Source organism: Argonema antarcticum A004/B2 (genome assembly GCF_023333585.1).
In the GTDB taxonomy this organism is placed as follows: domain Bacteria; phylum Cyanobacteriota; class Cyanobacteriia; order Cyanobacteriales; family Aerosakkonemataceae; genus Argonema; species Argonema antarcticum.
The window spans coordinates 40264-52657 of sequence record NZ_JAIQZN010000053.1 but is presented as its reverse complement, the minus strand read 5'-3'; the positions used below and the strand labels follow the sequence as shown (position 1 = coordinate 52657).

The window sequence follows — 12394 nt, the reverse complement described above, 5'->3', positions numbered from 1 at the left end:
GTGTGGTAAGGCCAGGGAGTAAAAGTGAAGGATTGTGAGTAAATGTTAGTAAAGTTACAACTGTTGATGAACCCTCAGTTGTATAGTGAGGGGTGCTTATCTTAATACTCTTTTGGGAGATGGGGAAGTGTGGAGAGGTCTGGAATCGGGTCAGAGTCTATGTCAGAGGTGTCTTTGTTGGTGTCAGCCCGTCGGTCAGCAGGTATGGCTTCCCAGTTGCTAATCTGTTTTTTCAATTCTGGCGGGTGTGCGATCGCGGATCGACTGCTACAATTCCCTCATTTGCATAACGAGCAAAATCAGCCGTATTCAGCGTCAAAATGTGACTAATTTTATTTGCTTTCATCGCAGCAACAAGACGAGCATCATGTACTTGAACTCCTGAAACACCAAAGACGACAACTAATCTACGCCACTCTATATAGATTTCAGGTACATCAACGAGCAATGGAAACAGTCTTTCAATCAGACGCAGTAGCCGATCTGCATCATTAGGGGTAAGTCCAAATCCGTTTCTGTCGATCGGGCGTGTTGCAACATTCCAAAACTCAACGCAATTTTGAGGAGCAATTTGTAATTGATGTCCTTCATCTCGGAGTTTTCGGATTGCAGCACGGATCGTCGTGTGGAGAGGATGATTTCGATCTGCAAAGCGCAACAAGACGTTTGTATCTAAAAGATAGATCGCCGTCATGGATGTTCCTCGTAGATCCCTGCACGACTGACAGCATAATCCGATAGTAATGGTAAATTGGTGCCAACACTTTTGGCGAATTCTTCAGCTAGCCGATCTGCAATATCTTCAAAAGTGGGATTAATTTCTGCTGTGGACTCACTGACATCTAACTGATTTTCGCCTTTTTCTTGCCAAGTCAAGAATTCAACAAAATTAAGCACCTCATTTAATTTGGGTTGAGGCAAATGATGTAATTTCTGAACAATGCTGTCTATTAATGGTTCCATACTCAAATGCCATAAACAATTAAAAACCACCCTTTACCTTATAGTATAGGGTGGTTTTTAATTGTTTTATTAGTATCTGGATGGAGCTGGGCAGAGTCGAACTGCCGTCCAAATCGGGTATTAACTTACCGTTCATTCACAGGTTTAGCCATTCTGATCCTCATGGCGGGAACCATCCATTATCCCGGATGACAGGATGCACTGGTTAAGTCTTAGCTAGCAATTTACCAGAGAAATCTTGCTAGAGCATTCCGTTGGGGTTTTGTCTGTCGCCTTTAACGGAGTCGGACTACAGACGCTCGAACCTTGTTATGGGTTATTAAGCAGCAACAGTGGCTGCTTTACGAGCAAAGGGAACGATGTTGTTCGCATTTACTTTTTTTTGAGCCTTTGATTAACGAGAGGAGACTCACTCTCGACCTGTATCACGGGGGAGCATTCGCCGACCTGTCGAAACCATTACAGCCCCATGTCTTACATTTTTCTATTATAGTTCGTTATTTCAGTTATGTGTGGGGACTGGGGACTAAAAGAGTTTTGAGTTGAAAAATTCCTCTGCTCTTCACCGGCTCCCCACTAGAATCGCGATCGGGCCTTGGTTACATTAAATTATCGCATTTGCCGAGACACCAGTTTTTCAATGTCTGCCTGCGTTTGCTGCAACAGCTGCTTTCGGCTATCTGATGCTTCGCTGAGATTGGGGACTAGGTTACGAGCCTGTAACGCCATGTGAAGCTGAAGGTGAGCGACGTATTCGCTAAAGTCTTCACGAAATGAGTCGTTTGGCGATCGATCTAAATTCAGTTGCAATGTGTTCTCCCTGCCTGTTTTTACGCCGTTCGTCAACATCTGTCAACATCCATAGAGGTTATCACGCAGTTATTCTTATCTTTTACGTTTGTAATCAAGTTTAATGTTTTGGCCTAGATCGTGTTGAGAAAGGTAAACTTATGGCGATCGCGCTTTAGACCTCTTTACCTTCTACCATAGATATGGTATGGGCATTTTGGGCCGATCGGGCTTGATAGTCAAAGCAATCCCAGTCATGATTTTTTTTGGTGGAGATCCTCACGGTGATTTTAGGCCAGTGATTAGAGCGGTGGAGGCTTATTCTCCGCAAGCGGTGATTTTGCTTGGGGATATGGACTTGGAGCGATCGCTTGACGAGGAACTTGCCGCTATACTGGAGAAAACTGAAGTTTGGTTTATTCCCGGCAATCACGACGGCGATCGAGACCATTGGTATGATAACCTGTTTGGGTCGAAGCTGGGCGATCGCAACTTGCACGATCGTATCATTGAGATTGATGGCAAGCGAGTCGCTGGATTAGGCGGCGTCTTCCGCGAAAAAATCTGGAGACCACCAGCAAAACCGAGATTCAAGAGCCACAAAGATTTATTATACTTTTGCGGCAAGGGAGAACGGTGGCGCGGCAACATCCCGCGAAAACATCACGTAAGTATATTTTGGCAAGAGTACGAGGCACTCTGGGACAAACAAGCGGATATTCTGGTAACTCATGAAGCTCCCTCTTGCCATCGCTACGGATTTTCAGCCTTGGATGATTTAGCTCAAGCGCTGGGAGTTCACACAGTATTTCACGGTCATCATCACGAACAGTATAGCGCCACGATATGCGCCGGTAAAATAGCCGTGCATGGGGTTGGTCAAGCTGGAGTGAGTGACGAAGGCGGAAACGTCCTGATACCGGGAAAGCGCGATAAGCAATGCCGCGATAATTAAACTTAACTGAGGTCTTGCACCATTCATTATCGGTAGGGTACTTTAGACAATAGCCGTAACGCACCATTTTCAACAATTTTAGCGGCGTTACACTGTGTTAACGCACCCTACAAAGCTCAGATAGTCTATTACAGTTATTTTTAAATCGAAAGGGCGGGCAATATAAGAATAAAGTATCGAGGCGTTACCAGATGTTGCAAGCAGAACAGATTCTTCAAGAACGCTATCAACTCCAAGAAAAATTAGGACGAACTGCCGCAGGTCGTCAAACTTGGTTAGCAAAAGATCTACAGTTAAATGAAGAAGTAATTGTCAAGCTGCTGGCGTTTAGTCCGCAGATGCAGTGGGAGGAATTGAAACTATTTGAGCGAGAAGCGCAAGTTTTGCAAAATCTCAATCATCCCCGCATCCCTCGCTATCGAGATTATTTTAGCTTGGATAGGGAAACAGGTTCGGGGTTGCCTTGGTTTGGGTTAGTGCAAGATTACATTCCGGGTGCTTCTATACAGGAATTCTTAGAACAGGGTAAACACTTCACCGAAACGCAGGTTAAAAAGATTGCTACCCAAATTTTGAATATTCTGATTTATCTGCACGAACTGAGTCCGCCTGTTTTGCACCGGGATATCAAACCGAGTAATTTGATTTGGGGAGAAGATGAACAGGTTTATCTGGTGGATTTTGGGGCAGTGCAGGATAAAGGTACTTTTACAGGAGTTAGTTTTACTGTTGTTGGTACTAGCGGTTACGCGCCTCTTGAGCAATTCTGGGGACGTGCAGTTCCGACATCAGATTTATATGCTTTGGGAGCAACTTTGATTCACTTGCTAACGGGTATTGCTCCCGCTGATTTACCGCAGAAAGATTCCCGGATTCAATTTGCTAACCAGGTCAGTGTAAGTTCTAACTTTGTGACTTGGATTGAAAAGCTTACAGAAATAGCGATAGAAAAACGATTTCCTAATGCTCAACAAGCGCTGAAAGCGCTGGAATATCGGCTAGCTCAAACTCCTCCGGTTGCCAAATCTCGTGGTTTAAGAAAAATTCTCAAACCTGATTACACTCGCATTAAAATAAACAAGTCTGCGGAACGATTGAAAATTTATATCCCTCAAAGAGGTGGATGGTTCAGTATTACTATTTTTATGTTGATTGAGGCATACTTATTATATACAACAGTAGTGCTAATCATATCGTCAACAAGTTTTGTTATTTTATCAATTATTTTTACAGCCCTCATTGCTGTATTTATCATTTATTCGTGCGAACAAACTCACATTTACTTTGATCGCAATCGTTTTAAATTAAATCGGCAAACGCTTAGGTTTACTTACGGTCTGCAAGAGGGATATGTTGCGGATATTCTGGGCGTTTTTTTGTTGAATAAAAGCCAGTCTTTTGATGTAAGTATTCGTACAAGCAATCGGACTTATCAACTTTGTAGGGGTTTGAGTGATGTTGAGAGTGCTTGGTTGGCTCAAGAAATCCAAGACTGGCTCAACTCCAGGTGAATGTGAATATAAAATATAGCGGTTTCGCTAGAAAACAAGACCATTCATTATTCGGCTGCAATCTGCTATAATTACAGCAGAGCGAAGGTTTAAGCTTTAAGAAAAAGATTAAAAGAGAGACTGATTATGACTTCAACTCAAACTGCTCGATTTAAAACCAAACTTCAAAACTATCCAGACTGGGATAGAGAGCAACAAATTAAACGCAATAATAGAGCTTTAGAAAAGTTAGAAGAACTGCGTCAGGAAAGAATGAATATGAGTGATGAAGAAGCTAAAGCTAGGGAAGATTTTTTTGAAGAATTCAAACAAATTCTTGACAATAACCGTCCTAAAGATGCAAAACTTTATAGCTAAAAATGATTGTTTTTATTGATTCAGGGGTGTTAGGATTACTGACGAATCCGAATAAGGTGGGGAAAACCAAGACAATGTGAGGATAGTTATGACTAGATGACCTACACCTTACTTGACGAGGGCAGAGTAGCACTAAGTACTACTCTACCCTCGCGAATTGAGTGCTGGTAGTTAAGCGTGGGGAACGATGGTTGTTAAACTTTACATCGTGTCCTATTTTGCGCGGATCTCGGCTGTATCCCAATTAGTGCGATAATCGCTCTAGTCATCGTTTAAATCTTTTGCTAGTTCGTCGAGTCTGTCGTTGGCATCTCTTGCCAGTTTAAGACAGTAGACTGTGGCAGACAACCCCCCAGTTGTGGTGATGGTTCCCTCTGGTGCTTTACCTATAAGTACGAGGCCAATTCCACAGAACCCAACAAGGGCGCAGGTTGCAGTAGTTGCCAAAGCTAAGTTGAAACTTAGGCGTGCTTGGCGTAAGCGTTCTTTGATGATGTCTGACTGGTCAGGGGTTAGATTGGTGTTCATGGCTTTTAAAACCGATTAACTTCATACTTCTACTGTGAGGCAAAATACCTGAAACCCTGACTAGGCAATGATTTTGTTGTTTACGTCTTTTGATTGATGTATGATTGCGATATGCCTTAGTTGTGATTGCGTTAAGAATTTACTTGGTGAAATTTAATTAACTTATGATAAACCCTAGCCAAAACAGAAAAAAGAAGAAAATAACCTTTAGTGCCTCTGAAGAAGGTGTAGAGAAAGCAGAAAAAGCGTTGGTAAGGCTAGGATTTGGATCGAAAAGTAATTTTGCTGAGTCACAGTTTTTATCTCGTAGTACAATCACAAAGTTTTTTAATCAACAGCCGATTCAGCTTGATTCGTTCAAAAGAATATGTGAAGCGCTAAAATTGAATTGGCAAGAGGTTGCAGGAATAACCGAAGAAAGCCCAACTTCCAGTCAACTAGAAAAACAAACTAATCTTAGCCTTAGTCTTGAAGAGGGGGTGGAGACAGTGCAAACAATTTTTCGCCAAGTCATTGCTGTTGATGAAGAAAGTCAAGAAATTATTGTTGCTGTAACTTTAGAAGGAGACATTAATTCAGTTCAAAGTGATGCAGCTTTTTTTCAGGGGCATTTTTCAAAGAAATATCCCGGCAGTACTATAAAAGTTGTGGCGATTCAAAAGGGCAGTATCAGATTAATCATCAAGGGGTCTCCAGAAGATATTCAAAAGCTTTTATCTGATTTTGAAGCAGAGAATCTAACAGAAATAAATGGTTTTCCCGTTCAGGATATCCAAATCTTGAGTGAAAGTCCAGAACATGACGAAAGCAGCGAACGAAAATGGCGTTTAGTAGAAGAAATTATTACTAACCCAATTGAGGGACGAGACTTAAGTGGTGCTGACTTGAGCGATGCTGACTTGAGAAATGCCAAACTAATCAAGGCTAACTTGATTGGTGCCGACTTGAGTGGTGCCGACTTGAGTGGTGCCAACCTGAGTGGTGCCGACCTGAGTGGTGCCGACCTGAGTGGTGCCGACCTGAGTGGTGCCGACCTGAGTGGTGCCGACCTGATTGGTGCCAACCTGATTGGTGCCAACCTGATTGGTGCCAACCTGATTGGTGCCAACCTGAGTGGTGCCAACCTGAGAGGTGCCTACCTGAGTCGCCTGAGAGGTGCCTACCTGAGTCGCCTGAGTCGTGCCGACCTGAGTCGCCTGAGTGGTGCCGACCTGAGTCGCCTGAGTGGTGCCAACCTGAGTGGTGCCAACCTGAGTGGTGCCAACCTGAGAGGTGCCGACCTGAGTGGTGCCTACCTGAGTCGTGCCGACCTGAGCGATGCCGACCTGAGAGGTGCCGACCTGAGTGGTGCCAACCTGAGTGGTGCAAATGTTGAAAAGGCTCGATTCAGCAATAACCAAGGAATTTCTGAAAACATGAAGCAAGACCTAATCAAACGAGGAGCAATCTTTGAGGATTCCCCTGGCGATCGTTCTTTCGTTCGGGTTTAGTATTTCCTAAGCATTTCAGCAATGTGCGATCGCTTACAATACTAAATTGCACCTTCGCTCTTTTTTATGAGACTTCCCAATCCTGAAAGAAGTATCATTGATGAACAAAAACTATCTGGTTATTGTCTCAATGCCAGACATTCAGATGGTCAACACAAAGCACGGGTTTTTGAATCAGCTTTAGGGATGGGGATAGATGATTCCCAAGAGTTAAGAGTTGCACTGATGCAAGCTATCGAAACTACTGATGCTGTTCTGGATAAACGCAGTCCATACGGGCAGAAATATAGAGTGGATTTTTTGATTATGAGAGCGGAAAAACAGGCAATGGTACGCAGTGTTTGGATTGTGCGGGATGATGAAGATTTTCCCCGCTTGATAACTTGTTTTGTTCTGTAATTAGGAGGGATGGAAAGATGAATTCACAAATGAAGTTATTGGATGTGGTGGCTTTGATTGAAGATTTGCCAGAATTAGGATTATATCGCGGTCAAGTGGGGACAATTGTAGAAGTGTACGAACCGGGTGTTTTTGAGGTAGAATTTAGCGATCTAAATGGTCGGGCTTATGCTATAGAAACTTTGAATGCCGATCGAATGATGCTTTTACATTATCAGAGATTGTCAGAAGAAATGTTAGTTCAAACTTGAGATTGTGAAAAGGAAAAAGGACTTGAACTTTTTGGCTAGCTGATGAACCTTATTAATCGAGAATTTACTTATTCTTCTGAAATAGAGACATCGGTAGATTTTTTCTTTCGCTTATTGGCCCGATCGCTCTCCACTCCCTTCCTCAATCCTACCGCAATTTTACTATGTTTTTCGATCTGACTCATCACTTGTTTTGCCCTACTAATCACCGATGCTGGTAAACCCGCCAAACGTCCAGCTTCAATCCCATAAGACTTATCAGCGCCTCCCGGTTGAACTTGGTGCAAAAAGATAATTTGGTCGGGCATTTCCTTTACTGTCACTTGATAATTGGCAACATTATCCAAAATTGATGCTAATTCATTTAATTCATGATAATGAGTAGCAAAAATTGTTCTGGCTTTAATTTCATTTGCCAAATATTCTGCTACCGCCCAAGCAATGGAAAGTCCATCAAAAGTTGCCGTACCGCGCCCAATTTCATCCAAAAGAACAAGAGACTTAGCTGTAGCGTGATTGAGAATATTCGCCGTCTCATTCATTTCTACCATAAAAGTAGATTGACCCGTCGCCAAATCGTCTACTGCACCGACACGGGTAAAAATGCGATCGCATATTCCCAGCATAGCCGACTTAGCAGGCACAAAACTCCCTACCTGCGCCATCAACTGAATCAACCCAACCTGCCGCAAATAACAACTCTTCCCACTCGCATTCGGTCCAGTTAGAATAATTAAATCGGGACGGCCATTTGTCAGTTGTTCGTTGTCAGTTGTTTTGCTTGCGACTGACAACTGACTACTCACCCCTGACTCTTGACCCAACCAACTCGAATTCGGCACAAAAAACCCCGATGGCAAAGATTGTTCAACAACAGGATGACGCCCATCAATAATAGTAACTTCCCGACCTTCCACCATATTAGGGCGGCAATAACCCTGATGAACTGCCATCTCTGCCAAACCGCACAAAACATCAGCAGCAGCAACAGCGCGAGAAATATTGCGAATTATTTCCCCCTGTTCCGCCACTTCTGCCCTTAAACCGACAAAAATCTCGTATTCCAGCCGATTCAGATCGTCACGCGCTGTCAAAATTCGCGCTTCTCGTTCCTTTAACTCTGGCGTGATGTAACGTTCCTCATTCGTCAGAGTTTGTTTGCGGACATAGTTATTTGGAACTTGATCTGCTTTGGAACGAGAGATACTGATATAATAACCAAATGATTTGGTGTAACCTACCTTCAGGTTAGAAATACCAGTTCGCGCTTTCTCAGTTGCTTCCAAATTAGCTAGCCATTTGCGATCGTCTTCTGCGCCGAGACGCATTTCATCTAGTTGGGGACTTATTCCCTCTCGAATCAATCCGCCATCAGTAAGATGAATGGGAGGCGATTCTACTAGATTGGTGTGCAGTCTCTGTGCCAACTGTTCCATAATTGGTGGCACTTTCTGCAAAGTTTTCAGATATGGAGAACGAACATCAGCTACTAATTTAGCTAATTCTGGTAAGCGGGAGAGAGAATCAGCTAAAGCGACCAAATCTCTGGCGCTAGCAGTTCCCGAACCAGCACGACCTGTCAGCCTTTCTAAATCGTAAATCTGGCGCAGCAGTTGTCGCAAGTCTTGGCGAAGAGAGGTATTTTCTACTAATTCTTGAATAGTATCTTGTCTGGCTCGAATACCTTTAATATCTAATAAGGGTTGTAATAACCAGCGACGCAAGGCACGTCCACCCATTGCGGTACTGGTTTTATCTATAGCCCACAGCAAGGAACCGTGAAACGTGCCATCTCTTACGGTTTGAGTAATTTCCAGGTTGCGGCGAGTTTGGTGATCGACGATTAAGTAGTCAGTGAGGCTGTAGGTGCGTAGTAATTGGAGAGGAACTGGATTGCTTTTTTGGGTGTCTTCCAGATATTGCAGCAACCCACCAGCCGCACGAACGGCAAGGGGGAGATGTTCGCAACCGAAACCTTCGAGCGATCGCACTTTAAATTTTTCCACCAATCGCTGCTTTGCCTCACCTAAAGTGAAAGGAGTTTGGGGACGAAAAGCATAACAAAATGATAGCGGCAAACACTCTGGCAAATACTCTGATTTTTCACCCGGTCGCAGCAAACCGCCCAAATCTGGAGCATTAGTAGGCACCAGCACTTCTGAAGGTTGCAAGCGCATCAATTCTTGCGATAAATGCTCCAAATTGTCTGATTGAGTTGTCAGGAATTCGCCTGTTGAAATATCTGCATAAGCTAAACCCCAATGATTACCCGCCATCACAACAGCTGCTAAAAAGTTATTGCGTCTAGCATTCAGCATCCCCTCTTCCAACAAAGTACCAGGTGTGAGAACCCGCGTTACTTCCCGTCGCACCAAACCGACAGCATCGGCAGAATCTTCAACTTGATCGCAAATAACAACTGCATACCCTTTTTCTACTAGCAGGGTAGTGTAGCGTTCCCAGGCGTGGTGCGGCACACCAGTCATCGGCACCCTACCAACTTCGCCAGCGTGTTTGCTGGTGAGGACGAGTTCTAGTTCCCGCGATACGGTGATGGCATCTTGGAAAAAAGTTTCAAAGAAATCTCCCACTCGATATAGCAATAGTGCATTAGGATATTTATCTTTTACCTCAACATAATGATGGTACATTTTGCTGAGTTTGTCTCTATCCAGCAGTCTGCAATCAGCGTTTGGGATATTGGATTGATGGGAATTGGCAGCGGTGGGGGTTTTCGGGGTAGATGTGGAATAAGTCATAGATGCGCTGGCTAGAGGCGTGAACCTTTACTGACTTTACCACAAGGGTTTTTATATACCGTTAAATAAAAAAATACGCGCTATTGCCAGAAGGTTGCCCCTTCGTAAATACCCCAGGACTAGACTGCTCAACTCCAGCTTAGTACAGGTACTGAAGCTCATTAGTTTCTAGGAAACCAAACCGTAATAGCTTCAGTACCTGTACTAAGCACAGTAAAGAGCGGGCTAGTGATGCGTGAGCGGACTAAGCGCATGGACAGCGATCCACTGCCCGGATTGCAAGGCTGTTGGGCCTTCTGGCGTAGCGCGTAAAGAAATTAACTGCTTTGGCGTTGGTGCTGAGTTTTCAGTGCCAAAATGTGTTCGCAGGGACCTTTGAACAACTTGTTTTGGGAATGCCAATTGCAGGTACATTCTGCCTGAATTATACGACGATCTGAGTCGATCGTCAAAGAGGGAGTGTAAGTTTTTCCTTTATCCTGGACACTCCCTTGCAAAATCAGCACTTCAGACGCATCGCCAGTGCAGGAAGTCACCCGCACCGCATTCTGACTCAAGAAGCGAGATGCCTTTTCTTCGCGATCGTTCGCAAAACGCAACTTATCGATCGGTAGCGGTTCACGACTGAGTTCTCGCACCCGATACACTTGCTTATTTAAGTCATAAATAGCACTACCAGCTTGCGTGTAAGCACTTAGAGCGCTAAGAACTACAGAACGGTCTAAGTTGAGGCGACGGGCGATAAAATCTGGCGTTTGTAACCAATCCCGCTTAAGCATCTCGAAAATAGATATTTTTGTGAGGTTGTCTACCTCGGTGCGGGATGTCATAAGGTCAAAATTGCCCGATCGCGACCAGTCGTTCGCAGTCCATCCCGATAAGCCCAGTGTGAAGGACATATCGCCCAAATCTGCTACGTAGAATGAAGGCATACCCGTGCCGAGAAGGTGGACGGTGAACTTTTTGGCGACGGGGATGAGACGTTCCAGGATGTGTAGGCGGCGGCGTCCCCAGACGCGGATGACTTGTTCTGAACTGCCGGTGTAAGGCGATCGCGGACAAACCACTTCGATATCCCACGGCTCAAACACCACCCGCACAGGCTGACCTGGTGTAAGATGATACCGCATACTGCGTGGCCCTTGCTTTTCCTTGTGGCGACGCAAAACCAAACACATATTGTGAATATCCATCGGGTGCAAATCGAACCGTGTCGCCGGTAAAGACATTGCGGAACTTACTTGCAAAAATCCTCTTACCCAGCTATCCGGTAAATCGATTTTGACTTCTTTGAAAGTTTCTTCGTTAGTAGTTTGAACTTCAAAACCTGACGGATCTACTTCTAATCTGGTAGTCTTGTAATTGCGAATTTTCTGAAATTCGTTATACAAGTCGTGGGAGTAGTCGATGTTAGTTGTACCGCAGGCAAATTCGTCGATATTTTTGAAGACTTCGTAACTCGCGCCCAGACGCCCATAACTAGATTCATCGACGCTGAAGCACTCAAAAAATATCTCGTCGGGATGAACTGTGATGACTGGATCGAACAGAAATAAAATATCTAGTTGTTTTTGCCAAGCGTAATGGTGAAAGCGATTTCTGGCATCGTAATATGGTTTGAGACGCTGGTAACTGTTGTTGTTAAGTTGTTTCAGTTCGTCTCCCAGTTCCTTCATGCGGTTAGCGACTTCTTGTTTTTGGACAGCTACCAATTGCCAGTCAATTTGCAACTGTTTCGCCGCCCATTCTTTGTAAGCGGTTTTGTCTTTTGGTTTGAACCGCAGATCGGAAACAACGACATCGTGTAAGGCGCTGATTGCTTCCCGAAATGCGATGTTTTGACGCAGTTCGCCGATGAAAAAAGTGGGTTCGCGCTTGGTGTCGGGGGAGAAGGACATCTGAGTGCGATCGGCCCTGTCAATTACAGCGGTACTTCCTTTGTAGGCGTAGTTTACTTCCATAATTTGTTATCCCTTGATTGTTATTTTAAGCAACCTGAAGCAGCTTTCCAAATGTTATAGGTTCTGGCAGAGGTTTACCGTCTTCTAATGACGATTCTACTAAAAGTTCTAACACTTCGTGGGCATTTTTAATAGCTTCTTCATAAGTATCTCCATGTGTGTGGCAGAATTCTCCCCATTCAGGAAGACTGACGATATAACATTTATCTTCTTCAGACCATTGAATTATTATGGTATAACGATAATTCATTCTCCTTTCTCCTGCTTTTGATTTTTTTTACCACAGATGAAGACGGATGAACACAGATGAACACAGATAAGATTTTCATTGCGTTTATCTGCGGTTCTTATTTCTGAGATGGGTTTGACTTGAAGACCATTGGATACTGTATATTTCATTTTTCTATTTCCTCTTTTTGTTTGGCATGAGT

Annotated in this window: 13 protein-coding genes and 1 other RNA gene; 6 read left to right on the top strand and 8 right to left on the bottom strand. The window is 44.0% G+C overall.

Going from position 1 to position 12394, the window contains the following annotated elements; translation table 11 throughout:
• Positions 1 to 232: 232 nt before the first annotated feature.
• From LAY57_RS21360 to LAY57_RS21345, 4 genes are all read right to left on the bottom strand, one after another.
• On the bottom strand, positions 233 to 694 hold the full coding sequence (locus tag LAY57_RS21360; RefSeq protein ID WP_249068867.1) for a type II toxin-antitoxin system VapC family toxin: 462 nt from the start codon (positions 692 to 694) through the stop codon (positions 233 to 235).
• The gene (locus tag LAY57_RS21355; RefSeq protein WP_249068866.1) at positions 691 to 963 is read right to left on the bottom strand and encodes a hypothetical protein; all 273 of its coding nucleotides are present in this window, start codon (positions 961 to 963) and stop codon (positions 691 to 693) included. The genes LAY57_RS21360 and LAY57_RS21355 overlap by 4 nt, the downstream gene beginning before the upstream one ends.
• 78 nt (positions 964 to 1041) lie before the next feature.
• Positions 1042 to 1432: a transfer-messenger RNA gene (ssrA, locus tag LAY57_RS21350) on the bottom strand.
• A 140-nt stretch (positions 1433 to 1572) separates the two neighbouring features.
• Entirely contained in the window at positions 1573 to 1773 is a 201-nt protein-coding gene (locus LAY57_RS21345) for a hypothetical protein (protein WP_338022460.1), read from the bottom strand.
• Positions 1774 to 2008: 235 nt separating this feature from the next.
• On the opposite strand from LAY57_RS21345, the gene LAY57_RS21340 reads away from it, so the two are divergent.
• From LAY57_RS21340 to LAY57_RS21330, 3 genes are all read left to right on the top strand, one after another.
• Positions 2009 to 2707 (top strand): metallophosphoesterase family protein, encoded by a 699-nt coding sequence (locus LAY57_RS21340; protein WP_249068864.1) that lies wholly within the window; start codon positions 2009 to 2011, stop codon positions 2705 to 2707.
• Between the two features lie 191 nt (positions 2708 to 2898).
• Positions 2899 to 4218, top strand: coding sequence for a serine/threonine protein kinase (locus LAY57_RS21335; RefSeq protein WP_249068863.1), 1320 nt, complete (start codon positions 2899 to 2901; stop codon positions 4216 to 4218).
• Positions 4219 to 4344: 126 nt separating this feature from the next.
• On the top strand, positions 4345 to 4575 hold the full coding sequence (locus LAY57_RS21330; protein ID WP_249068862.1) for a hypothetical protein: 231 nt from the start codon (positions 4345 to 4347) through the stop codon (positions 4573 to 4575).
• A 261-nt stretch (positions 4576 to 4836) separates the two neighbouring features.
• On the opposite strand, the gene LAY57_RS21325 is transcribed toward LAY57_RS21330, so the two are convergent.
• Entirely contained in the window at positions 4837 to 5103 is a 267-nt protein-coding gene (locus LAY57_RS21325; RefSeq protein ID WP_249068861.1) for a TRADD-N-associated membrane domain-containing protein, read from the bottom strand.
• Positions 5104 to 5267: 164 nt separating this feature from the next.
• Here LAY57_RS21325 and LAY57_RS21320 point away from each other — a divergent pair, with 164 nt between their 5' ends.
• From LAY57_RS21320 to LAY57_RS21310, 3 genes are all read left to right on the top strand, one after another.
• Positions 5268 to 6593 carry a pentapeptide repeat-containing protein gene (locus LAY57_RS21320; RefSeq protein WP_249068860.1) on the top strand — a complete coding sequence of 442 codons (1326 nt, stop codon included), beginning with the start codon at positions 5268 to 5270 and terminating at the stop codon, positions 6591 to 6593.
• A 66-nt stretch (positions 6594 to 6659) separates the two neighbouring features.
• On the top strand, positions 6660 to 6992 hold the full coding sequence (locus LAY57_RS21315; protein ID WP_249068859.1) for a DUF6883 domain-containing protein: 333 nt from the start codon (positions 6660 to 6662) through the stop codon (positions 6990 to 6992).
• A 17-nt stretch (positions 6993 to 7009) separates the two neighbouring features.
• Entirely contained in the window at positions 7010 to 7243 is a 234-nt protein-coding gene (locus LAY57_RS21310; RefSeq protein WP_249068858.1) for a DUF4926 domain-containing protein, read from the top strand.
• Between the two features lie 68 nt (positions 7244 to 7311).
• Here LAY57_RS21310 and mutS read toward each other — a convergent pair whose 3' ends face one another.
• The 3 genes from mutS to LAY57_RS21295 all read right to left on the bottom strand — a co-directional run bounded on the left by mutS (position 7312) and on the right by LAY57_RS21295 (position 12213).
• A complete protein-coding gene (mutS, locus tag LAY57_RS21305) occupies positions 7312 to 10002 on the bottom strand; it encodes a DNA mismatch repair protein MutS (RefSeq protein ID WP_249068857.1) in 2691 nt (896 codons plus the stop codon).
• A gap of 317 nt (positions 10003 to 10319) precedes the next feature.
• The gene (locus tag LAY57_RS21300) at positions 10320 to 11963 is read right to left on the bottom strand and encodes an SWIM zinc finger family protein (RefSeq protein WP_249068856.1); all 1644 of its coding nucleotides are present in this window, start codon (positions 11961 to 11963) and stop codon (positions 10320 to 10322) included.
• 25 nt (positions 11964 to 11988) lie between these two features.
• A complete protein-coding gene (locus LAY57_RS21295) occupies positions 11989 to 12213 on the bottom strand; it encodes a type II toxin-antitoxin system HicB family antitoxin (RefSeq protein ID WP_249068855.1) in 225 nt (74 codons plus the stop codon).
• Between the last annotated feature and the right edge of the window lie 181 nt (positions 12214 to 12394).